The sequence below is a fragment of the Amycolatopsis sp. cmx-4-61 genome, assembly GCF_046548775.1.
GTDB lineage: Bacteria > Actinomycetota > Actinomycetes > Mycobacteriales > Pseudonocardiaceae > Amycolatopsis.
In genome coordinates, this window is record NZ_JAEBEI010000005.1 from 37,533 (window position 1) to 60,120 (window position 22,588).

Below are 22,588 nucleotides of genomic sequence, written 5' to 3' on the forward strand. Positions count from 1 at the left end.
CCCTAGAACTGCAACACGTTCTCGTCTATCGTGACCGAAAGCGGCTCCCAACTGGATACTTATTCGATGGAACACGTTACAGGTGAGGTGGCATGACGGAGCAGTTCGACGTCGTCGTGGTCGGCAGCGGCGCCGCCGGGATGACCGCCGCGCTGGCTGCGGCCCACCACGGCCTGAGCGTCGTCGTCCTGGAGAAGGCCGCCTGCTTCGGCGGCTCGACCGCCCGCTCCGGCGGCGGCGTCTGGCTGCCCGGCAACCACGCCCTGCGCGCCGCCGGGATCGAGGAACCCCCCGAACGGGCGCGCGAGTACCTGGCCTCGATCGTCGGGGACGTCGTCCCGGCCGTCCGGCGCGACACGTTCCTCGCGCACGGCCCCGAGGTGCTGCGGTTCGTCTGCGACCACACGCCCCTGGAGTTCCGCTGGGTCCGCGACTACAGCGACTACCACCCCGAAGCCCCCGGCGGACGCCCCGGCGGCCGGTCGGTCGAGCCGGCCGCCCTCGACGGCAAGCTCCTCGGTGCCGAGCTGGCCCACCTCGAACCGCCGTACAGCGCTCCCCCGCTCGGCGTCCCGATCACCCAGGCCGACTACCGCTGGCTGAGCCTGCTCGCCCGGCACCCGCGCGGGGCGCTGCGGCTGCTGTCGCTCGGCCGCCAGTGGCTGGTCGGGAAACTCCGCGGGCAGCGGCTGCTGAGCATGGGCCAGGCACTGGCGGCCGGCCTGCGGGTGGGCCTGGCCCGGGCCGGCGTCGAGGTCCGGCTGAACACGCCGCTGGTGGACCTGCGGGTCGACGGCGACCGCGTCACCGGCGTCGTCACGCCGCAAGGTGTCGTCGGCGCGCGACGGGGCGTGCTCCTCGCCAGCGGCGGCTTCGAGCGGAACCTCGAGATGCGCGAGAAGTACCAGCGCGCCCCGATCGGCGTCGACTGGACCGTCGGCGCGGCCGCCAACACCGGTGACGGCATCACCGCCGGCCTCAAGCTGGGCGCCGCCATCGACCTCATGGACGACGCCTGGTGGGGGCCCACGCTGCCGCTCACCGGCGGGCCGTGGTTCGCCCTCGCCGAGCGCTCGCGGCCGCGCAGCATCATGGTCGACGCGCGCGGCGAGCGGTTCGTCAACGAGTCGGCGCCGTACGTCGAGGCCGTGCACGCGATGTACGGCTCCGGGGACGGCCCCGGCGAGCACATCCCGACCTGGCTCCTGTTCGACCAGCGCTACAAGGACCGGTACATGTTCACCGGCATCGGGCCGCGCCAGCCGCTGCCCGGCCGCTGGTTCAAGGCCGGGATCGCGGCGAAGTCGTCTTCGATCGCCGGGCTGGCGGCCAAGATCGCCGTCCCGGCAGCCGCGTTGGAAGCGACCATCGAGCGTTTCAACGGCTTCGCCCGCAACGGCGTCGACGAGGACTTCCACCGCGGGGTCAGCAAGTACGACCACTACTACGGCGATCCGCGCAACAAACCCCACCCCAGCCTCGGCCCCCTGGACGAAGCGCCGTTCTACGCGGTGAAGATCGTCCCGGGCGACCTGGGCACCAAGGGCGGGCTGCGCACCGACGAGCACGCGCAGGTGCTGCGCGAAGACGGCTCGGCCGTGCCGGGCCTGTTCGCCGCGGGCAACGCCAGCGGAGCCGTGATGGGCCGGACCTACGCCGGACCGGGCGCGACCATCGGCCCGGCCATGGTGTTCGGCTACCTTGCGGCGGCGCGGCTGGCGAACCAGGATCAGGGGACCACGGGAGGGCAGCGATGACGCAGGACTCGGTACGCACCATCTACGCCGGTGAGCCGCCGACCCGGTTCGCCCGCGGCTGGCACTGCCTGGGCCTGGCGGAGAACTTCCGCGACGGGAAACCGCACGCGGTGACGGCGTTCGGAACGAAACTCGTGGTGTGGGCGGACTCGGCCGGGCGGCTGCACGTGCTCGACGGCTACTGCCGCCACATGGGCGGCGACCTGACCCAGGGCAGCGTCAAGGGCGACGAGGTGGCCTGCCCGTTCCACGACTGGCGCTGGAACGGCACGGGCAAGTGCGTCTCGATCCCCTACGCCAAACGGGTTCCGCTGCGCGCGCGGACGCGGTCGTGGACGTCGGAGGAGCAGAACGGCCAGCTGCTGGTGTGGCACGACCCGGAGGGCAACCCGCCGCCCGAAGAGGTGGCCATCCCCCGGATCGAAGCCGCCTACAGCGACGAGTGGAGCAACTGGACCTGGGACGAGATCTTCATCGACGGCTCGAACTGCCGGGAGATCATCGACAACGTCGTGGACATGGCCCACTTCTTCTACATCCACTACGCCTACCCGACGTACTTCAAGAACGTGTTCGAGGGTCACATCGCCACGCAGTACCTCAACACCAAGGGCCGCCCGGACATGGGCATGGCTTCGAACTACGGCGGCGAGGACAACCTGCTGCGGTCGGAAGCGTCGTACTTCGGGCCGTCCTACATGATCAACAAGCTGGTGAACTCGTTCCAGGGCTACGAAATCGAGAGCGTCCTCATCAACTGCCACTACCCGGTGACGCCGACGTCGTTCGTGCTGCAGTACGGCATGAAGGTGAAGAAGCTGCCGGGGATCTCCGACGAGCACGCGGACAAGATCGCCGCGAAGCTGGCCCGCGGGATCGGCGCCGGGTTCCTGCAGGACGTCGAGATCTGGAAGCACAAGACGCAGATCGACAACCCGCTGCTGTGCGAAGAGGACGGTCCCGTCTACCAGCTCCGCCGGTGGTACCAGCAGTTCTACGTCGACGCCGCCGACGTCACCGAGGAGATGACCCGGCGGTTCGAGTTCGAAGTGGACACCACGAAGGCGAACGAGGCGTGGGCGGCGGAGGTCGCGGAGAACCTGGCGCGGCAGAAGACCGAGGCGGAAGTGTGACGACCGCCGAGCAGACCGAGTTCCTGTCGGGCGGGCTGCGGCCACACGAGTGCCGCAGCTGCGGAACGTGCGTGCTGGTGAAGAAGAACAGCATCCAGCACACCAGCATCCAGTGGACCTCCCGGCCCGCCGACACCTGCCCGGTCTTCGCGGACGCCGACGGCCCCTCGGCGTTGCTCGACACCTGCCCGAAGCTGGCCGACAGCATCGGCGACGCCGTGCGCGAGGGCACGCTGGCGGTGGCCGATGGCTGAGCGGGTCTACACGCTGACCGTCGCCGACGTCGTCGTCGAAACGCCGGACGCGCGGTCGGTGGTCTTCGAGATCCCTCCGGAGCACACCGAAGCGTTCCGCTATTCCGCCGGGCAGTTCCTGACGTTGAAGATCCCGAGCGAGCGGACCGGTTCGGTGGCGCGGTGCTACTCGCTCTCGAGCGCGCCGCACGAGAACCGCGTGCAGGTCACGGTCAAGCGGACCGACGGCGGGTACGGGTCCGGCTGGATCTGCTCGTCCCTGCGGCCGGGCATGCAGCTCGACGTGCTGGCACCGGCCGGGGTGTTCTCCCCGGCGTCGGCGGACGAGGACTTCCTGCTGTTCGCCGCGGGCAGCGGCATCACGCCGGTGATGGCGATCCTCAAGACGGCGCTGGAGCAGGGGTCGGGGCGGGTCGTGCTGGTCTACGCGAACCGCGACGAACGCTCGGTGATCTTCGCGGGCGAGCTGGCGTCCTTGGCGAAGCGGTACGGCGATCGGCTGGTCGTCGTCCACTGGCTGGAAAGCGTCCAGGGCCTGCCGGACGTCCCGCAGCTGCGCGGGCTGGCTTCGGCCCATACGTCGCACGAGGCGTTCCTGTGCGGGCCGGCGCCGTTCATGGCGGCCGTGCGGGAGGCGCTCGGGCAGCTCGGCGTGCCGCGGGAGCGGGTGCACGTCGAGAAGTTCACGTCGCTGACCGGGAATCCGTTCGAGGACGTCGTCGTCGAGGAAGAGCCTTCCGATGCGGCACCGGCGTCGCTGACGGTGACCCTCGACGGGCAGACGCGGTCGATGGCGTGGCCCCGGCAGCGGAAGCTGCTGGACCGGCTGCTGGAAGACGGCATGGACGCGCCGTACTCGTGCCGCGAAGGGCAGTGCAGCGCCTGCGCTTGCCGGGTCGTGTCCGGTGAGGTGAAGATGCTGCACAACGAGGTCCTCGACGCCGAAGACATGGCGGACGGCATCGTGCTGGCCTGCCAGTCGCTGCCGGTCACCGACGAGGTCTCGATCAGCTACGAATAGGAGGTCCCGCGTGCCCATCGACCCCGCGGCCGCCATCGGTGCCGAGATCGGCGAGGTGAGCTTCGCCTGGACGTCGTCGGACGTGCTGCTCTACCACCTGGCGCTCGGCGCGGGCCCGGACGAGCTGCGGTTCACCTACGAGCGGGACCTCGTGGTGCTGCCGACCTTCGCGACGGTCGCGGCCAACCTCCGCGTGTTCGACCCGCCGGCGGTGTCGTTCCCCGGGGTGGAGATCGACCTGGCGAAGGTGCTGCACGGCAAGCAGGAGATCACGCTGCACCAGCCGATCCCGGTCGAGGGCAAGGCGGTGGCGCGGTCGCGGATCGCCGACGTCTTCGACAAGGGCAAGGCGGCGGTCGTGGTCCAGGAGGTCGCCGTCACGTCGTCGGCCGGCGATCCACTGTGGACGGCCCGGTCGAGCATCTTCGCCCGTGGCGAGGGCGGCTTCGGTGGCTCACGGGGGCCGTCGGACCGGATCGAGTGGCCGACGCGTGCGCCCGATTTCGTCGTGGAGACGCCGACCCTCCCGCAGCAGGCGCTGCTGTACCGCCTCTGCGGCGACCGCAACCCGCTGCACGCGGACCCGGCGTTCGCCCGAACGGCGGGGTTCGACCGGCCGATCCTGCACGGGCTGTGCACGTACGGGATCGTGGCGCGGGTGCTGGTGAACGAGTTCCTGGACGGCGACCCGGCACGGGTGGCGTCGTTCGCGGCGAAGTTCGCCGGGGTGGTGTTCCCGGGCGAGACGCTGCGGATCCGGGTGTGGCGCTCCGGCGACCGGCTGCTGGTGACGACGTCGGCGCCGGAGCGGGACGACGCGCCGGTGCTGGCGGACACGGTGCTGGTGTCGTCCACTTCCTGAACGCCGCGCTCCGGGCCCGCTACCGTGGGAGGGAGACCTCGGGAGGACGAATGCCGGAATACTTCGTGGTGCGGGGAACGGTCGAACCGGGCGACAAGCGCGGCCGCGAGCTGGGCTTCCCCACGGCGAACATCGCCCTGCGCGACCAGGACGGCTTCCTGGGCGACGGGGTGTGGGCGGGCTGGATCGGCCGCCCGGACGGCACCCGCCTGCCGGCGGCGATCTCGGTGGGCCGCCGCCCGACGTACTACGGCGCGGACGGCTACCGCCTGCTGGAGGCCCACGTCCTGGACTTCAGCGGCAACCTCTACGGCGAGACGCTGGTGGTGTGGCTCGGGTCGCGCCTGCGAGCGCAGCAGAAGTACGACTCGGCGGAGGACCTGATCACGGCGTTGAAGAACGACATCGCGGTGGCCGGCCAGTGGACGGCGGAGCACCCGGCTGCCTCGCTCCCGGAGCCGGGGGAAAGCGGGCCGGGCGAGGTGCGGCGGGTCGCGGGCTGAGGCTGGGCGCGGCCGGAATCCACCGTTCGCGGCGAACCCCCAGCTCGGGAGCCGATCGAGGCCGCCGCACCGCCGGAAACTGTCGGTGGCCTCCGGTAACGTGAAATCCGGGGGTCCCCCAGGCCGGGGACCTCTCGTGGCCGTGCTCACCGGGCCGTCCTCACAGAGCCCTGCTCACAGAGCCCTGCTCACAGAGCCCTGCTCACAGAGGCCTGTTCACAGAGCCGAGGCCAGCAGCATGTAGCCCATCCCGGCGCCCATCACCGTCCGGCACACCGCGCGCGACGCCTGCCCCGAAGCGGCGACCGAGCCGGAGGCCGGACCGGTGGCCGCCGCGCCCCGGAGCACCAGCACGCCCGACCATGCCGCGTCGACCACGAAATACCCCGCCGCCACCACCGCTATCAGCGGCAACGCCAGCCGGGCGTCCATTGTGGACATCGTCAGCCACGGTCCGTGGTCCATCCCGGCGTGCGGCATCGCCGTCACCGTGTACAGCATCGCCGCCGCCGAGAGCGCGTGGTGGGCGCACGTCCGGTCGCGCCACCAGGCCACCGCGAACCAGCCCGTCGTCAGCACCAGCACCGCCTGCCAGCCCGCCGCCGGGATCGGGCCGCCGACCGGCGAGAACATCGCCACCATCGCCACCACCAGCAGCAGCTCCGCCAGGTCGCCGTGGCGGACGCCGTGGCCCAGCCGCGCGTAGTCGAGGCGGGTCAGGCGCAGGACGCACGGCAGCACCAGCGCCGCGAACACCGCGGTGAGCGCCCAGTCGACCGCCATCGGCCTCACTCTCCGTCGTGGGTGGTGTCTCCACCGTGACACCCACGCCGGCCGCGCACCAGCCGTCATTGAGGTGACACTCAGTCACCCGTCAGGATGAGCCCGCTCGTCGGCACGCCGGTACCCGCCGTGACCAGCACCCGGGCCGCGGCCGCGACCTGGTTGACCGCCGTGCCGCGGATCTGGCGGACGCCCTCGGCGATGCCGTTCATGCCGTGGATGTACGCCTCGCCGAGCTGACCGCCGTGCGGGTTGAGCGGCAACGCACCGTCGAGCTCCAGCGCGCCGTCGGCGATGAAGTCCTTCGCTTCACCGCGACCGCAGAACCCCAGCTCCTCCAGTTGCATCAGCACGTACGGCGTGAAGTGGTCGTACAGCACGGCTACGTCCACATCGGACGGTCCCAGCCCGGACCGGCCCCACAGCTGCCGGCCGACGACGCCCATTTCCGGCAGCGCGGCCAGGTCGTCGCGGTAGTAGCTGGTCATCACGTACTGGTCCGGCCCGCTCCCCTGCGCCGCCGCCGCGATGACCGCCGGCGGGCGAGCCAGGTCACGCGCCCGCGAGACGCTGGTGACCACGAGCGCCACCCCGCCGTCGCTCTCCTGGCAGCAGTCGAGCAGGTGCAGCGGCTCGGCCACCCAGCGCGACGCCTGGTGCTCTTCCAGGGTGATGGGCCGCCCGTGGAACCACGCGTCCGGGTTGGTCGCCGCGTGCTTGCGGTCGAGCACCGCCACCCGGCCGAAGTCCTCGCTCGTCGCGCCGTAGTCGTGCAGGTAGCGCCGGGCCACCATGGCCACCGTCGCCGCCGGGGTCGCGATGCCCATAGGGTAGTGGAACGCATTGTCCACCCCCGAGGAGTTGACCTGCCCGGCCGCCGCGGCCGACACCTGGCCGAAGCGGTGCCCGGACCGCTCGTTGAACGCCCGGTAGGCGACGACGACGTCCGCGACGCCGGTCGCCACCGCCATCGCGGCCTGCTGCACGGTTGCCGCCGCGGCACCGCCGCCGTAGTGGACGCGGCTGAAGAACTTCAGTTCGGGGATCCCGAGCTCCCGCGCGACCGCGATCTCCGCGTTGCCGTCCATCGTGAACGACACCAGTCCGTCCACATCGGATGGTGTGAGACCCGCGTCGGCCAGTGCGTGGGAGATGCATTCGGCCGCCAGCCGCAGTTCGCTGCGCCCGGAGTCCTTGGAGAACTCCGTCGCGCCGATCCCGGCGATCGCCGCCTTGCCCGGAAGCGTCACGGCAGGGTCACCTCCACGGTACCGGCGACGTGTTCACCGAGACTGTCCACTCCGGACACCGAGACCACGACGTCGCGCCCCGAAGCCGAGACCACGCGGCCGGTGAACGTCAGCGTGTCGTAGGCGTAGCAGGGCACGCCGAGCCGGATCCTGATCGACCGGATCAGCGCCTCCGGCCCGGCCCACTCCGAGACGAACCGCTGGACCAGGCCGGTATCGGTGAGGATGTTGAGGAAGATGTCCTTCGAGCCGCGGGCCACGGCCGAGTCGCGGTCGTGGTGGACGTCCTGGAAGTCCCGGGTGGCCAGCGCCGTGCTGACGACGAACGTCGGTGTCGCCTCGATCGTCAACGGCGGCAGCTCGGTCCCTTCGGCGACGACGGTCATCGGGCCACCTTCCACGCGGGCAGGGTCAGGTCCTCGTCGACGCGGACGAACGCCGCCACCACCGGAAGTCCGATGTGGACCTCGTCCGGGGCGGCGTCCAGCAGCTCGGCCATCACCCGCACGCCCTCTTCCAGCTCGACCAGGGCCACCACGAACGGGAGGTCCTTGCCCGGCACCGGCGGGTGGTGGTGCACGACGTAGGAGAACACGGTCCCCCGGCCACTGGCGACGACGTAGTCGGGCTTGGTGTCCAGTGAGCCGTCGGGTGGCATCGGCCCCGGCGGGTGCCGCAGCGTTTCGCCCCAGCGCTGGATCCGCAACTCGGCCTCGCGGAGGCCGTCCCAGAAGAACTCGGTGTCCCGGCTGATCACCGGCCGCAGCACCGGTGACGGCGGCGGCTCCGGGGCGGGCGGCCGGAACTTCAGGACCCGGAACATCATCTCGGCGACGGCTTCGTCCCCGACGTACCAGGTCATCCGCGTGGTGACGAACCACCCCTCGCCGAGGGCGGTCCTCTTGGGACCGACGACGCCCTCCAGCCGCGTCCGCGCCTCGACCTGCTCGCCGTGACGCAGGTAACGGTGGTAGGTCTGCTCGGAGTTCGTCGCGACGACGGAGGTGAACCCGGCTTCGTCCAGGAGTTCCATCATCGACCCCAGGGGGTCGTCGGAGCCGCGCGGGACGTTCAGGCCGCCCATCGTCCACACCTGGGCCATCGCGGGCGGCGAGACCAGTCCCTTGTGGACACTCCGAGCGGCGTACCCGGGGTCGGTGTAGACCGGGTTGCGGTCCCCGATCGCTTCGACCCAGTTGTTCACCATGGCCTGGTTGACCGGGTCGCGCGCCAGGCGCGGGGCGCATTCCCCGCGCGCGGCGATCTCCGCGGCGGCCTCTTCGATGTTCATCGCGGCACCCTCGGCAGGCCCAGGCCGATCGAGGCGATCAGCTCCCGTTGGATTTCGCTGACGCCCCCGCCGAAGGTCAGCACGATGTTGCGCTTCGCGGTGAGATCGAGCCATTCGGCGAGCTCGGCGGTGTCCGGATCGGCCAGGTCGCCGTGGCGCGCGACGACTTCCTCGACGTTCCGGCCGATCCGCTGGACGGCCTCGGAGCTGAACACCTTGGTCGCCGACGCGTCGGCCACGCCCACCGGCGCACTGGCCGAGGACACCGCGACCTGCCAGTTCAGCAGCTCGTTCACCCGGGTGACGGCCAGCGCCTCGGCGAGGACGGCCCGCACGTCCGCGAGGTCGAGCAGGCCGTGCGCGCTCGCCCAGGCGCGCACCCGGTCGTACAGCCCGCCGATCCGCCCGGCCGGCCCCAGCATGACGCGCTCGTGGTTGAGCTGCGTCGTGATCAGCCGCCAACCCGCGTTTTCCGGCCCCACCAAGCGGTTCGCCGGCACCCGGACGTCCGAATAGTACGTCGCGTTGACGTGGTGGGCGCCGTCGCAGGTGATGATCGGCGTCCACGAGTAGCCGGGGTCGCTCGTGTCGACGATGAGGATCGAGATGCCCTGGTGCTTCGGCGCGTCCGGCGCGGTCCGCACGGCGAGCCAGACGTAGTCGGCGTCGTGCCCGCCGGTGGTGAAGATCTTCTGGCCGTTGACGACGTATTCGTCGCCGTCGCGCACCGCCGAAGTCCGCAGGGACGCCAGATCGGTGCCCGCTTCCGGTTCGCTGTACCCGATCGCGAAGTGGATTTCGCCGGCCAGGATCTTCGGCAGGAAGAAGGACTTCTGCTCGTCGGTGCCGAACTCCTGCAGGGTCGGCCCGACCGTCTGCAGCGTCACCGACGGCAGCTGGACGTCGGCACGCGCGGCCTCGTCGACGAACAGGTGCTGTTCGATCCCGCCGAAGCCCTGGCCGCCGTGTTCGACCGGCCAGCCGACGCCGAGCCGGCCGTCGCGGCCCATCCGGCGGACGATGTCGCGGAACACCGGCCCGTGCCGCTCCCGCCGCATCGCCCGGCGCTCCTCGGGGCTGACCAGCCCGGCGAAGTAGTCGCGCAGTTCGGCGCGCAGCCGGCGTTGCGCGCCGGTCAGTTCGACGTGCATCCGCTCACCCCGCCACTCGTTCGCCGAGCCGGCCGAGCCGGTGCGCGGCCCCGCCGAGCGCCCGGCCGAGGTCCTTGACCGCCGACGAATACCGGTGCAGCGGATAGGTTTCGTCGACACCGATCCCGCCGTGCAGGTGGTGGCAGGTGGCCAGCGCCGCCGGGGCCTGCGTGGCGAACCAGTAGGCGGCGACGTCCAGTTCGGCGTCCGCGTCGAGACCCGAAGCCAGCCGCCACACCGCCGACGTCACGGCGAGGTGCACGGTCCGGGCGGCCACGTAGACGTCGGCGATCTGGCCCGCCACCGCCTGGAAGGCGGCGAGCGGCCGGCCGAACTGGGTGCGCTCGCCGACGTGCTTCACGGTGAGCGCCAGCGCTCCGGCCAGCAGGCCGTCGCCGAGGGACAGGGCGCCGGCCAGCGCGAACCGGTGCAGCGCCGCGACCGCACCCCGGTCGAACAGGAGGTCGCTCTCCTCGACGGCGACGTCGTCGAGCCGGACGGTGTACTCGGGCGCCCCGGCGGAGGTGGGTGTCGGAACGAGCGTGACGCCCTCGGCGCGCGGGTCGACGAGGTAGACGGCGCTCCCGTGCCCGGTGCTGACCGGCGTGAGGATCCGGGCGGCTTCGGCGGCGTACGGCACCGCCGTTTTCACGCCGCTGACCAGCCATTTCCCGTCCCCGGCCCGCGCGGTCGCGGCGGGCTCGGCGGCCAGTGGCGCGGACGGTTCGTTCAGCGCCGCGGTGAGCAGCGCGTCCCCGGCCGCGACCGGCGGCAGGAACTCCGCGCGCTGGGCCGGGGTGCCGAGCGCCTCGATCGGCAGGACTCCGAGGGCGAGCGCGGCGTACGCGGGCACCGGGACCGCCGCCCGGCCCACCTCGGTCAGGACCTGGGCGACCTCCGCGGCCCCCAGGCCGTCGCCTTCCAGCTCCGGGGGCAGCGCCAGGGCGAGCAGGCCCGCCGAGGCGAGCGCGCGCCAGGGATCGTCGGGCGAGCCGAGCACTTTCGCGGCGAGGGCGGCGATTTCGGTCTGCGTATCGTCAAGGGCGAAGTCCACGCCTGTCCTCCGGATCGGGCGCAATAGTGAAACCTGTTCTAGTCTTAACCGGAAAGGGTGGGCACGGCAACCCCCGGGGGTGGCGGAATGGCGCGGACGTGGCTGCTCACCGTGCCGCCGGTGACGCGCTCGACGCCGGCCGGTTCGCCGTCGCCGGGTACTCGACGGGCGGGTTCGTCGCGCAGCTCGCCGCCCGCCGAACAAGAACGCGTTACCGAACAGGTGCGGCACTCGACCGTGGGCTCCTTCGCCGCCGGCGCGCTGCCCGCCTGCGGGAGTTCCGCTCGACCACGCCCTGGGCGAGCGCGGTCGCCGTCGACGAGATCGGCCGTTCGACTCGACACCCGACGAGGTCGCCGCCCGCATGCCGGCCGCCGGGTGTCCGCCCGGCTCGCCGTGGTCTGCTCCCCCCGAGGAAGGAAGCCCTGATGGGACGCTTCAGCCTGCCCGACTCCAAGCCGGGCGGCCTCGACTCGCCGGTGACGGCGAAGGTCATGAAGTACGCGGCGAAGGCGCAGGTGGCGGTCTTCCGGTGGACCGGCGGCCGCGTCGGCAGCACGTGGCGGATCGGCGCCGGGTTCCGCCGGCCGGTGCCGACGCTGCTGCTGGAGCACCGGGGCCGCAAGTCGGGGCGGCTGTTCACCACCCCGCTGCTCTACCTGCGCTCGGGCGGCGACTTCGTCGTCGTCGGGTCGCAGGGCGGGCTGCCGCGGCACCCGCAGTGGTACTTCAACCTGCTGGCCCGCCCCGACACCCGCGTGCACCTCAAGGGCCGTCGTGGCGTCCCGGTGACCGCCCGGGTCGCCGGGCTTGAGGAACGCGCGCACCTGTGGCCACGGCTGGTCGAGCTCTATGCGGACTTTGCGAAGTACCAGGCCTGGACCGAGCGCGAGATCCCCGTCGTGGTGCTCAGCCCGCGGCTTTGAGCAGCTCGTCCAGGGCGTCCGGGAGCGCGTCGGCGAGCGGCCACAGGTCCTTGACCAGTTCCCGCGCGCCGAGCAGGCCGACGTGCACCTTCCCCGCGTTGGACAGGACCGTGACGTTCAGCCCGGCGCCGTGGAAGACCGGCCCGAGCGGGTAGAAGCCGGTGATCCGCGCGCCCAGGAAGTACAGCGGCATCGGCGGCCCGGGCACGTTCGAGACGACCAGGTTGTGCACCACCGGGTGCTTCTCGGCCAGGCGCAGCGCCGAGTACGCCCGCACGGCGAGCCCGAACGCCGAGGCGACCGAGAACTGCGCCCAGTCCTGCAGCATGTCGGCGTCGATGTCGTGGTGGTGGTCCTTCGAGCGCCGGTTGGCCTCGGCGAGGAAGAACACCCGCGCGGCCGGGTCGGCCAGGTGCGTCGGCAGGGAGGCGAAGAACGCCGAAACCTTGTTGCTGCCCTGCTCGCGTTCGGTCCGGTCGTGCACCGACACCGGGACGGTGGCGACCAGCGGGTCCTCGGGCAGCTCACCGCGTCCGGCGAGGAAGTCCCGCAGCGCGCCGGCGACGAGCGCGAGCACGACGTCGTTCACCGTGACCCCGAAGGCGTTTTTCACGTCCTTGACGTCGGCCAGGTCGAGCTGGGCGAAGGCGACACTGCGGTGCCCGGTGATCGTGCCGTTCAGGGATGTCCTCGGCGCGGTGAACGGGACCGGCATCCCCTTGCCGCGCAACGCCCGCCCGACCCACCGCGGCATCAGCCCGAGCAGGTCGGGCAGCAGCCGCGCGGCCTCGGCGGGCCGCTTCACGACGCTCTCGACCCCGGAGCGGATCAGGTCCAGCGGCGACGGCATCGCGGCGTTCCGGTGCTCCTCGACCTCGGGCATCGGCCCGTCCGGCTCGAGCGCGGCCAGGTAGCTGATCAGGCTGGCGCCGCTCACGCCGTCGACGCTCGCGTGGTGCATCTTCAGCAGCACGGCGAGCCGGCCGTCGGCCAGCCCTTCGATGACGTAGAGCTGCCACAGCGGGTGCGCCCGGTCGAGCTGCTGCCCGGCGATGTGCGCGCACAGCCCGGCCAGCTCTTCGCGGTCGCCGGGGGCGGGCACGCCGATGCGGTGCACGTGGTGGTCGAGGTCGAACTCCTCGTCCTCCACCCACACGGGATGGCTGAGGTTCCAGAGCGGGTTGTGCAGTTTGCGGCGGAACGCCGGGATCATCCGGACGCGTTCCTCGAGCTTTTCGTGCAGTTCCGCGAACGTGTAGCCGCCGGGGACGGTCGAACCGTCGAGGATGAGCAGCCCGCAGACGTGCAGGACCTGTGACGACGTCTCGAGGTAGAGGAAGCTCGCGTCGAGGCCGCTCAATCTCTGCATGGCGCCCAGGGTAAGACACGTCCGGTGAGCGGCGCGTCACCCTACTCGCCGGTATCATCGCGGTGGTGCAGCCGAACTTCCTGATCCGTCGCGCGGTCCAGCTCGGGCTCACCGCCAACGCCCTCCGCCCGCTGCGGGCCCGGTCCACCACGATCCCGGTGTTCTTCGCCGGGTGGCTGACCGGCGAGCTGGCGCCGCAGCTGCTGGCCCTGACCGCGGCGGATTCCCTGGTCCACGTGGCCCGCCACGGCACCGGCGACCGGTCGACGAAAGCGGGGCTGGCGATGGCGGCCGCGTCCGCCGCCGGGCTCGCCGCGCTGATCCGGACCGGCCACGGCGCGCGCGAAGAGATCGAGAAGGCGCTGACCTCGGCGCTGGGCGAGGACTACGCGCAGGAGCTGGGCCGGTCGGACCTGGGCCTGCCGTGGGGCGAGCTGGCGCTGCCGTTCCGGATGGGCGCCCCCGACGTGCGCGTCGACCGCAACATCGCCTACGCCCCGGGCGGCAAGCGGTTCCTGCTGGACGTCTACCGCCCGTCGTCGCCGGTTTCGGGCGCCCCGGTGCTGCTGCAGGTCCACGGCGGCGCGTGGGTGATCGGCAACAAGGAGGAGCAGGGCCGGCCGCTGATGCGCTACCTGGCCCGCCGGGGCTGGGTGTGCGTCGCGATCAACTACCCGCTGGCACCGGCCCACCGCTGGCCGGCCCACATCATCGCGGCGAAGCAGGCCCTGGCGTGGATCCGCGGTTCGATCACCGCCTACGGCGGCGACCCGCGGTTCGTGGCGGTGACGGGCGGTTCGGCGGGCGGTCACCTGTCGGCGTTGCTGGCGTTGTCCCAGAACGACCCGGCGTTGCAGCCGGGCTTCGAGGACGCGGACACGAGCATCCAGGCCTGCGTCCCCCACTACGGGGTGTACGACTTCGCGGCGACGTCCGGCGCACCGGCGAGCAAGTACCGCCTGGAGAGCCTGCTCGCCCGCCGCGTGTTCGCCCCGGACCGCGACCCGGTGTCCCATCTGGACGACTACATCGCGGCGTCGCCGCTGGACCGGATCACCTCGGAGGCCCCGCCGTTCTTCGTGATCCACGGCCGGGACGATTCGCTGGTCCCGGTGCGGGAGGCCCGCGAGTTCGTCTCGCGGCTGCGGGAGAAGTCCCGGCACCCGGTGGCGTACGCGGAACTGGCGGGGGCGCAGCACGCGTTCGACGTGTTCACGTCGGTGCGCTCGGCCCACGTGGTCCGCGGCGTGGCGCGGTTCCTGGACTTCACCTACCACGCCTGGAAGGCCGAGCACCGATAAGGCGTCACACCGGTCAGAGCCCGACTGCGGTACCGGTGACGGAAACACCGCTGTCCGGCTCGACCGGAACGGAAACCTCGATCCGGCCCGGCCGCCCCAGATCGCTTCCCTGCCACACCGTGAACGTGCGGCCCGGCGGAATCCGGTCCAGCTCGCGCAGGTAGCCACCCAGCGCCGCCGCGGCGGCCCCGGTGGCAGGGTCTTCGACGATCCCGCCCGGCGGGAACGGGTTCCTGGCGTGGTAGACCGTCGGCGACTCGCACCAGATCAGATCGACGGTGGTCCAGTCCTTGCGAAGCATGAGCGCGGCGAGCCGCGGGAAGTCGTAGTCGAGCCGGGCCAGACGTTCCCGGGACGACGCCGCGACCACCGGGTGCCAGGCGCCCGCGAAGGCCGCCCGCAACGGCAGCTCCGAGTCCAGGTCATCCGCGGACCAGCCCAGCGCGCCCAGCAGCTCCGCGGCGTCGTCCGGTGAAATGTCGGCGGTTCGCGGCCGCACGCTGACCAGGGTCGCGACGATCGAACCGTCCGCCGACCGGCTGGTGGTGACCGGCACTTCCCCCGCCTTCGTGTGGAACCGCAGCAACCCGGTCCCGTGCCGATGGGCGTAGGCGACCGCGGTCGCGATCGTGGCGTGCCCGCAGAACGGCACCTCGGCGCCGGGACTGAAGTACCGCACGGCGAGCGACCCGTCCGGCTGGGGAACCGCGAACGCGGTCTCGGAAAAGCCGATCTCGGCGGCGGTTTCCAGCATCACGGCGTCATCGAGCCCCGTGGCGTCCAGCACGACGCCGGCGGGATTCCCGCCCGACCGCACCGAACTGAACGCCGTGTAGCGCAGGATTTCCATTGCACGTCCTCCGTTATTTCATCAGTAGACGAGATCCACGGGACTCGCCGACGGCGGGCCGTCGAGGCACCACTCCGTTCCTTCGCGGACGAAGCGGTACCAGCGCGCGTCGCGGCCGTAGCGCAGTTGCAGTTCTCCTTGCGACACACGGTTGCGCCAGGTTTTCGCCGGGCCGGGGATCCCGGTCTCGGCCAGGACCGCCTGTGCTTCGGCGAGCGGGCCCGGGCCCGGCTGCCAGCTCTCGCGCAGCGCGGTCAACCCACCGCGGCCTGCTTCGCGCCAGGCCTCGGCCCAGCGGGTCAAGTCGCGGGGCGGGACCCGGGCCGCGGTGGCCAGTGCCGTGATCTCCGGAGCCGTGCGGCCGGCCGCACGGCGGGCGAGGTCTTCCTCGAACGTCAGCTCCGCCGCGGCCGGGCCGCTGGTCAGGAGGTCGCGGGCGAGGCCCGCCGCGTCCGCCGCGAGGGCCGCCAGCGCCGCCGCCGTCCAGCCGGTGCCCGGTGGGGGGTCGAGGTCCAGGACCGCCGGGGCCCCCGCGACCCGCGGGGGTGGCGGCAGGGTGGGGAGCGCGCCCGGCCGCCGGGCGTAGGCGGCCCGCGGGGTCAGGCCCTCGTCGACGGGCTGGGGCAGCTTCGGTTTCTCGCCGCGGGCCGGCGACCGGCGGGCGCGGAGTTCGGCCAGCACGTCCGCGCGCGGGCGTCCGCGCAGCAGGAAGAGCGTGAACGGGTCGCGGTCGACCTCGTCGGCGACCAGGTAGTACACCGCGGCGACGTGCTTGCACGGGTTCGCCGAGTCCGGGCACGAGCACCGCGGCCGCAGGTCGCCCGGGCCCGGCAGCAGGTCGACCCCCGCTTCGCGCGCCTGTTCGGTGAGCGCGCCCGGGAGCTCGCCGTCGAGCAGTGCGGCCGCGTGGCCGAGCTGGGTGCCGACCACGCCGAGCAGCGTGTCCCACTCGCCGTCGGTGAAGGTGCGCATGGTGATGGTGACCTTGTAGGGCTCCGGCCGGCTGCCCCGCACCCGGGCGCTCACCACGCCCGCGCCGACGGCCAGCTCGCTGACCGTGCCTTTCCGCGCGTACGTCCGCCCGCGGGGCAGCCGGTTCGGGTCGAGTTTCGCGCGCTGCTCCAGCGCCTCGACCCAGGCGCGGCCCCACCACGTCGTGCCGAAGTTCCGCCTCGGAGGCATCACCCGCCCCCGAGCCGGACGAGGTCGGCGAGCTCGTCGTCGGACAGTTCGGTGATCCAGTCCTCCCCGGCCCCGACGATCGACTCGGCGAGGCCGCGCTTCTTTTCCAGCACCTGCGCGATCCGCTCTTCGAGCGTGCCCTCGGCGATCAGCCGGTGCACCTGGACGGGCCGGTCCTGCCCGATCCGGTAGGCGCGGTCGGTGGCCTGGTCCTCGACCGCGGGGTTCCACCAGCGGTCGTAGTGGATCACGTGGGTGGCCCGGGTCAGGTTGAGGCCGACACCGCCCGCCTTGAGCGAGAGCAGGAACACCGGGATCTCGCCGGCCTGGAACCGGTCGACCATGTCCTGCCGTTTCGCCGGCGAACTCTCGCCCGAGAGCAGTTCGGTGGGCAGGCCGCGTTCCTTCAGGCGCCGTTCGAGCAACCGGCAGAGCCGGACGTACTGGCTGAACACGAGCACGCTCTCGCCCTCGTCGAGGATGACGTCGAGGAGTTCTTCGAACGCCGCGAGCTTGCCGGAGCGCCCGGTGAGCGCGCCGTGCGGTTCCTTGAGGAACTGCGCGGGGTGGTTGCAGATCTGCTTGAGTTCGGTGAGCAGCTGCAGCACCTGCCCGCGCCGCTTGATCCCCCGTGTTTCCCGGATTTCGGCGAGGTTTTCGCGGACGACGGCCTCGTAGAGCGTGGTCTGCTCGGCGGTGAGCGGGACGAACCGGTCGGTCTCGGTCTTGCGCGGCAGCTCCGGGGCGATGTCGGGGTCGGACTTGCGCCGCCGCAGCAGGAACGGCCGGACGGTGGCGGCCAGCCGTTCGGTGACCGCCCGGTCGCGGTCGCGTTCGATCGGCCGCGCCACGGTGCGGCGGAAGCGGTCGAGCGGCCCGAGCAGGCCCGGGGTCGTCCAGTCCACAATGGACCACAGCTCGGTGAGGCGGTTTTCGACCGGGGTGCCGGTGAGGGCGACCTTGGCTCGCGCGGGCACCTTGCGCAGTTCCTTGGCGGTGGCGGAGAGCGGGTTCTTGACGTGCTGCGCCTCATCGGCCGCGACGAGCCCCCAGTCCACTTCGGACAGGGTCTCGCGGTCCCGCCGGAGGACGCCGTAGGTGGCGAGGACGACCTCGTCGGGCGCGAGGTCGTCGAGGTGGCGGCCGCCGCCGTGGAACCGCCGGACGGGGATTCCGGGGGCGAAGCGGGCGAACTCGCGCTCCCAGTTGCCGAGCAGGGAGGTGGGACAGAGGACGAGGGTCGGGCCGCCGGTGGTTCGTGGGGGCTCGCTGCCGCCCGCGGCCTCACCAAGCAGACCTGCCTGCGGCTCCGCCGCAACCACGCCGGACTGCGGCTCCGCCGCCACCTCACCGGCCTCGCCCGGCACCGGTGGCCACTCGGCTGTCTCCCCACCGGCCCCGCCGGACTGCCCGGCCGTATCCCCATCGACCTCGGCGCGCTGCACCGGGCCGGGAAGCGCCCCCCTCCTCGCCAGCTCTCGCCGGTGCAGGTGGAGGGCGATCAGCTGGATCGTCTTGCCCAGCCCCATGTCGTCCGCCAGGCACGCGCCCAGCCCCAAGCCCGTCATCGTCGCCAGCCAGGACAGCCCCGCCTGCTGGTACGGCCGCAGCGTCGCCTGCAGCCCCGGGGGCGGCGCCACCGTGGCCTCCGCCCGGTCGCGGATGCGCGAAGCCAGCCCGCCCAGGGCCGGCGGCGCCGCGAACTCGACGCGTTCGCCGTCCACCTCGAGCTCGCCCGTCAACGCCGCCGCCAGTGCCTCGCCCGCGTCCAGCCTGCGGGTCCGGCTCCGCACCCGGGCCAGCAGCTGCGGGTCGACCCGGACCCACTGACCGCGCAGGCGGACGAGCGGGCGCTTGGCTTCGGCCAGCGCCGCCACTTCCGCCTCGGTCAGCTGCTCGCCGCCCAGGCTGAGCTGCCAGCGGAACTCCAGCAGGCTCCGCAGGGCGAACTCCGCGTCCGTCACGCTCGCCGGCGCCTGGGTCGCGCTCGCCTTCGCCTTCACCTCGGCGGCGAACAAGCCCTTCGACCAGAGCACCTCGATGCCGGCGCCGCCGAGTTCGCGGGCACCGTCGGTGAGCAGGTCGACGACCTCGTCGTCGGACAACGCCAGCGAAGCGGGGGTCGCCTGGGTCAGCACCCGGCCCAGCGGTGCCCAGGCCCGCGCACCGCGGCGCAGGCCGAGCAGCAGCTGGGTCTCCACCTGGTCGCCGAGGCGGTTCAGCACCGCGTCCGGCGCGTCCCACAGCGTTGCCGCCTCCACCACCAGGCTCGGCTCCGCCACGCTGCGGACCGCCGGCACCCCCGCGAACGAGTCGTCCTCCCGGCCCTCGACCCGCAGGAGCACCTGCACCCCACGGGGTTCGCGCGCCTCCAGCTCCGCGAGCCACGCGGCGCCGTCCGGACCCAGCAACGCCGGTTCGCGCGCCGCGAACGCCGGATCGCCCGCGCCGACGGCCGCCGCCGGGCTGCGCACCAGCAGGTCGGCCGTCGCGTCCCAGAGCGCGCGGACCAGGGAGTCCGGCGAGTGCAGGCGGATGCGTTTCAGCCCGGTCAGCGGCAGCGCGTACGCCTCCGGCGGCAGGGCGCCGGCCAGCCCCCGCAGCAGTTCCTCGTCGGCGGCGTCCAGCGGGCCGATCCGCCAGGCCGCCGCCCCGGCCGGCGAGGCGGCCGGGCGCAGCCGCCCCCGCGCGACGAGGTTCACCCCCGCGTTGACGGCCGCCGACCACGCCGCCACCGCCGGGCTGGCCTCCTCGCCCACCGCCAGGAGCCGGGGCAGCGCCCGCTCCAGGGGCACCAGCTCGGCCTCGACCTTCGTCCGCGCGAACTTGGCGCCCCGGGGCAGCACGAGCTCGATCGTGGTCCCGCCGGCCACGTCGTCGCCCCACAGGGCCAGCACCCCGTCCCGCGGGGGATCCGCGGGGAGGTAAGTGGCCTGGGTGTCTGCGCTGAACTCCACGACCGCAACGCTAGAACACGACCCCGACAGTTTTGCCCTCGGCGGCGCGAACGGTCCGTTCGCACCGTGGCACGACGCAACCCACCCGTGCGCCGAACGGCAGCACGCGTGACCATTGGGGCATCAGCCGCGGGGCAGGCCCAGGAGGCGTTCGGCCGTGAGGGACCGCAGGACCTGCGTCGTGCCGCCCGCGATGGACAGGCAGCGCGTCAGGAGGAATTCGTGCTGGGCCGGGCCGTCGGCGGGCAACGCGCCCGAGCCGGCCAGCTCCAGCGCGAACTCCGCCACGTCCTGGCGGTGCCGCACGCCGAGCAGCTTCCGGACGCTCGACTCCGCGCCCGGGTCCTGGCCCTCCAGCCGGCGCAGGGCCGCCCGCAGGTCGAGGACGGACCCGGCCACCCCGTCGGCGACCAGCGCGCCGAGCCGGTCCAGCGCGACGTCGTCCAGCACCGCGGCGTCCAGTGTGGACACCAGCGTCCGCACGCTCTCCCCGACCGCCGAACCACTCCCGATGGCCACCCGCTCGTTGGCCAGGGTCGTGCGCGCCAGCCGCCAGCCGCCGCCCGGTGCGCCGACGACGTCGGCGTCCGGCACGAACACGTCGTCGAGGAACACCTCGTTGAACACCGCCTCGCCGGTGATCTCCCGCAACGGCCGCGTCGTGATGCCGGGAGCGCGCATGTCGACCAGGAAGTACGTGATGCCCTTGTGCTTGGGGACGTCCGGGTCGGTACGGGCCAGGCAGATGCCCCAGTCGGCTTCGCGGGCCAGCGACGTCCAGACCTTCTGCCCGGACAGCCGCCAGCCGCCGTCGACGCGCCGGGCCGCCGTCCGCAGCGCCGCCAGGTCGGACCCGGCGCCGGGCTCGCTGAACAGCTGGCACCACGTGATCTCGCCCCGGAGGGTGGGCCGGGCGAACCGGGCGCGCTGCTCGTCGCTGCCGTGTTCGAGGATCGTCGGCACCGCCCACGCCCCGATCACGAGGTCCGGGCGCCGGACGCCCGCGGCGCTCAACGCGGCGTCGATCCGCAGCTGCTCGGCGGCATCGGCGCCCCGGCCGTACGGCGCCGGCCAGTGCGGCGTCAGCAACCCCGCGTCGGCCAGGGCGGCCCGCTGGTCAGCCACGGGCAGTTCGGCGATCCGCGCGATCTCGTCGCGCAGCGACGGATCCTCACCGACGTCGACCCCCAGCGTCCGGTCGGTCCCGGACAGCGCCAGCGAAGCCGCCCGCCGCCGCCACGCCCCGCCCAGCCACTGCCGCAGGGCCACGGCCCGGCGCAGGTACAGGTGCGCGTCGTGCTCCCAGGTGAAGCCGATCCCGCCGAGGACCTGGACGCAGTCCTTGGCGTTGGCGACGGCGGCGTCGAGGGCGACGACGGCCGCGCTCGCCACCGAGAGCGGGTGCTGCCCGGAAGCCGCGTCCCAGGCCAGCGCTTCGGCGGCTTCGGCGCGGCACAGCATCTCGGCGCACAGGTGCTTGACCGCCTGGAAGGCCCCGATCGGCTTGCCGAACTGCTCGCGGACCTTGGCGTACTCGACGGCGATGGTCAGGCACCGCCGGGCCACGCCCGCCGCTTCGGCCGCGGCCAGCGTCGCGGCCGGCGGGGACACCGGCGCCACGGTGAGCAGGTCTCCGCGGGCGCCCGCGAACCGGACGCGCGCCAGCGGGCGCGAGAAGTCGAACGGGTCCAGGGGCTCGACGGTCACGCCGGGTGTGCCGGGCTCGAGCAGCACGTGGCCGCCGTCGACCGGCACGAGCAGCCAGGCGCCCGGATGCGCCCCGGGCACCGGCCCGCTGAGGCCGTCCTCGAGGGACACGACGTCCAGCAGCACCGCGGCGGTGGCCTCCCCCTCGGCCAGGGCCGGGAGCAGCTCCTTCGCTTCGGGGACTTCGGCGAGCAGGAGGCCGGCGAGCGCGGTGCCGAGCACCGGGCCGGGAACGAGTTCTTCCGCCGCCGCGGCGAGCCCGGCGGCGAGGTCGGCGACGCTGCCGTCGGCGCCACCGGCCGCCGCGGGCAGGGCGACGCCGAAGAGGCCGAGCGCGGCGAAGCCGGGCGGCAGACCCGCCCCGGTCTCCGCCGCGCGCACCGCCTCCCGCGGGTGGTGCGCGGCGGCCCAGGCGCGGATCGCCTCGGCCAGCGCGGCCTGTTCCTCGGTGAGCGCGACCGCCATCGGGCCTCCTCGCGAGCGTGACACTACTCGCCAGTATAGAACGTGTTACAGTTTTTCGGCCAGTGGGCCGATTGTCGCGAGGTTCGCCAGGACAGGTAATCTACGTCCTGAACTGGAACAAGTTCCGAAGGACGGGGGAATGCCGATGCCAGGCAAGACCAAGGCCCGCGGCAACGGCCTGGGCGCGATCGGCGCGGACGAGCTCGGCTCGGCCGCCCAGCGCGACCGCCGCCGCCGGATCATCGACGCCACCCTCGCCCTGGCCTCGAAGGGCGGCTACGACGCGGTCCAGATGCGCGCGGTCGCCGAGAAGGCCGACGTCGCCCTCGGCACGCTGTACCGGTACTTCCCCTCGAAGATCCACCTGCTCGTCTCCGGGCTGGCCCGCGAGTTCGAGCGCGCGCAGGAGAAGCTGGAACGCCAGGCCATCCCGGGCGACACGCCGGCCGAGCGGCTGATGTTCGTGCTCGGCCGCAACACGCGCCTGATGCAGCGCGACCCCCACCTGACCGAGGCGATGGTGCGCGCGTTCATGTTCGCCGACACCTCCGCCGCGGCCGAGGTCGAGCAGGTCGGGCGGCTGATGGAGAACATGTTCGCCAAGGCGATGGGCATCGCCGAGCCGAGCGAGGCGGACCGCGACATCTTCCACGTGGTCGCGGACGTCTGGATGGCGAACCTGGTCGCCTGGGTGACCCGCCGCGCCTCCGCCGCCGACGTCGCGAACCGCCTCGAACTGTCGGTGCACCTGCTGCTGGACAAGTAGCAAGCG

General features: G+C 72.7%; 20 protein-coding genes. 9 read left to right on the top strand and 11 right to left on the bottom strand.

Annotated features, from left to right (window positions below; genetic code table 11):
• Window positions 1-92 precede the first annotated feature (92 nt).
• From kstD to ACLJOU_RS17140, 6 genes are read left to right on the top strand one after another with little or no spacing between them, the layout of a single operon-like run.
• Complete coding sequence (gene kstD / locus ACLJOU_RS17115; RefSeq protein WP_410568433.1) at window positions 93-1,757, top strand: 3-oxosteroid 1-dehydrogenase; 1,665 nt, start codon at window positions 93-95, stop codon at window positions 1,755-1,757.
• Window positions 1,754-2,890 (top strand): Rieske 2Fe-2S domain-containing protein, encoded by a 1,137-nt coding sequence (locus tag ACLJOU_RS17120; protein WP_410568435.1) that lies wholly within the window; start codon window positions 1,754-1,756, stop codon window positions 2,888-2,890. The genes kstD and ACLJOU_RS17120 overlap by 4 nt, the downstream gene beginning before the upstream one ends.
• Window positions 2,887-3,144 (top strand): hypothetical protein, encoded by a 258-nt coding sequence (locus ACLJOU_RS17125; protein WP_310974809.1) that lies wholly within the window; start codon window positions 2,887-2,889, stop codon window positions 3,142-3,144. The genes ACLJOU_RS17120 and ACLJOU_RS17125 overlap by 4 nt, the downstream gene beginning before the upstream one ends.
• A complete protein-coding gene (locus ACLJOU_RS17130; protein WP_410568437.1) occupies window positions 3,137-4,165 on the top strand; it encodes a 2Fe-2S iron-sulfur cluster-binding protein in 1,029 nt (342 codons plus the stop codon). Before ACLJOU_RS17125 ends, ACLJOU_RS17130 begins: the two co-directional genes overlap by 8 nt.
• Before the next feature lie 10 nt (window positions 4,166-4,175).
• The gene (locus ACLJOU_RS17135; protein ID WP_410568439.1) at window positions 4,176-5,027 is read left to right on the top strand and encodes a MaoC/PaaZ C-terminal domain-containing protein; all 852 of its coding nucleotides are present in this window, start codon (window positions 4,176-4,178) and stop codon (window positions 5,025-5,027) included.
• A 50-nt stretch (window positions 5,028-5,077) separates the two neighbouring features.
• Window positions 5,078-5,530 (top strand): riboflavin kinase, encoded by a 453-nt coding sequence (locus tag ACLJOU_RS17140; RefSeq protein ID WP_410568440.1) that lies wholly within the window; start codon window positions 5,078-5,080, stop codon window positions 5,528-5,530.
• Window positions 5,531-5,746: 216 nt separating this feature from the next.
• On the opposite strand, the gene ACLJOU_RS17145 is transcribed toward ACLJOU_RS17140, so the two are convergent.
• From ACLJOU_RS17145 to ACLJOU_RS17170, 6 genes are all read right to left on the bottom strand, one after another.
• Window positions 5,747-6,313, bottom strand: coding sequence for a DUF5134 domain-containing protein (locus ACLJOU_RS17145; RefSeq protein ID WP_410568442.1), 567 nt, complete (start codon window positions 6,311-6,313; stop codon window positions 5,747-5,749).
• Window positions 6,314-6,393: 80 nt separating this feature from the next.
• Window positions 6,394-7,563, bottom strand: a complete 1,170-nt coding sequence (locus tag ACLJOU_RS17150; protein ID WP_410568444.1) for a lipid-transfer protein — start codon at window positions 7,561-7,563, stop codon at window positions 6,394-6,396.
• Window positions 7,560-7,949, bottom strand: coding sequence for an acyl dehydratase (locus ACLJOU_RS17155; RefSeq protein WP_410568446.1), 390 nt, complete (start codon window positions 7,947-7,949; stop codon window positions 7,560-7,562). Before ACLJOU_RS17155 ends, ACLJOU_RS17150 begins: the two co-directional genes overlap by 4 nt.
• Complete coding sequence (locus ACLJOU_RS17160) at window positions 7,946-8,854, bottom strand: bifunctional MaoC family dehydratase N-terminal/OB-fold nucleic acid binding domain-containing protein (protein WP_410568448.1); 909 nt, start codon at window positions 8,852-8,854, stop codon at window positions 7,946-7,948. The genes ACLJOU_RS17155 and ACLJOU_RS17160 overlap by 4 nt, the downstream gene beginning before the upstream one ends.
• Window positions 8,851-10,005, bottom strand: coding sequence for an acyl-CoA dehydrogenase family protein (locus ACLJOU_RS17165; RefSeq protein ID WP_410568449.1), 1,155 nt, complete (start codon window positions 10,003-10,005; stop codon window positions 8,851-8,853). The genes ACLJOU_RS17160 and ACLJOU_RS17165 overlap by 4 nt, the downstream gene beginning before the upstream one ends.
• A 4-nt stretch (window positions 10,006-10,009) precedes the next feature.
• Window positions 10,010-11,059 carry an acyl-CoA dehydrogenase family protein gene (locus ACLJOU_RS17170; protein ID WP_410568451.1) on the bottom strand — a complete coding sequence of 350 codons (1,050 nt, stop codon included), beginning with the start codon at window positions 11,057-11,059 and terminating at the stop codon, window positions 10,010-10,012.
• A 428-nt stretch (window positions 11,060-11,487) separates the two neighbouring features.
• On the opposite strand from ACLJOU_RS17170, the gene ACLJOU_RS17175 reads away from it, so the two are divergent.
• On the top strand, window positions 11,488-11,985 hold the full coding sequence (locus tag ACLJOU_RS17175) for a nitroreductase family deazaflavin-dependent oxidoreductase (protein WP_410568453.1): 498 nt from the start codon (window positions 11,488-11,490) through the stop codon (window positions 11,983-11,985).
• Here ACLJOU_RS17175 and ACLJOU_RS17180 read toward each other — a convergent pair.
• Window positions 11,969-13,354, bottom strand: a complete 1,386-nt coding sequence (locus ACLJOU_RS17180; protein ID WP_410568454.1) for a WS/DGAT/MGAT family O-acyltransferase — start codon at window positions 13,352-13,354, stop codon at window positions 11,969-11,971. The two genes, ACLJOU_RS17175 and ACLJOU_RS17180, sit on opposite strands and share 17 nt — an antisense overlap.
• Window positions 13,355-13,419: 65 nt before the next feature.
• Between ACLJOU_RS17180 and ACLJOU_RS17185 the strand changes: the two genes are divergently transcribed.
• On the top strand, window positions 13,420-14,655 hold the full coding sequence (locus tag ACLJOU_RS17185) for an alpha/beta hydrolase (protein ID WP_410568456.1): 1,236 nt from the start codon (window positions 13,420-13,422) through the stop codon (window positions 14,653-14,655).
• Between the two features lie 13 nt (window positions 14,656-14,668).
• Here ACLJOU_RS17185 and ACLJOU_RS17190 read toward each other — a convergent pair whose 3' ends face one another.
• The 4 genes from ACLJOU_RS17190 to ACLJOU_RS17205 all read right to left on the bottom strand — a co-directional run bounded on the left by ACLJOU_RS17190 (window position 14,669) and on the right by ACLJOU_RS17205 (window position 21,816).
• The gene (locus tag ACLJOU_RS17190) at window positions 14,669-15,505 is read right to left on the bottom strand and encodes a PhzF family phenazine biosynthesis protein (RefSeq protein WP_410568458.1); all 837 of its coding nucleotides are present in this window, start codon (window positions 15,503-15,505) and stop codon (window positions 14,669-14,671) included.
• A 21-nt stretch (window positions 15,506-15,526) separates the two neighbouring features.
• Complete coding sequence (locus tag ACLJOU_RS17195) at window positions 15,527-16,687, bottom strand: SWIM zinc finger family protein (RefSeq protein WP_410568460.1); 1,161 nt, start codon at window positions 16,685-16,687, stop codon at window positions 15,527-15,529.
• Entirely contained in the window at window positions 16,687-19,644 is a 2,958-nt protein-coding gene (locus ACLJOU_RS17200) for a DEAD/DEAH box helicase (protein WP_410568462.1), read from the bottom strand. The genes ACLJOU_RS17195 and ACLJOU_RS17200 overlap by 1 nt, the downstream gene beginning before the upstream one ends.
• Window positions 19,645-19,767: 123 nt before the next feature.
• Entirely contained in the window at window positions 19,768-21,816 is a 2,049-nt protein-coding gene (locus ACLJOU_RS17205; protein ID WP_410568464.1) for an acyl-CoA dehydrogenase family protein, read from the bottom strand.
• A gap of 139 nt (window positions 21,817-21,955) precedes the next feature.
• On the opposite strand from ACLJOU_RS17205, the gene kstR reads away from it, so the two are divergent.
• Window positions 21,956-22,582, top strand: coding sequence for a cholesterol catabolism transcriptional regulator KstR (gene kstR / locus ACLJOU_RS17210; protein WP_410568466.1), 627 nt, complete (start codon window positions 21,956-21,958; stop codon window positions 22,580-22,582).
• Window positions 22,583-22,588 lie beyond the last annotated feature (6 nt).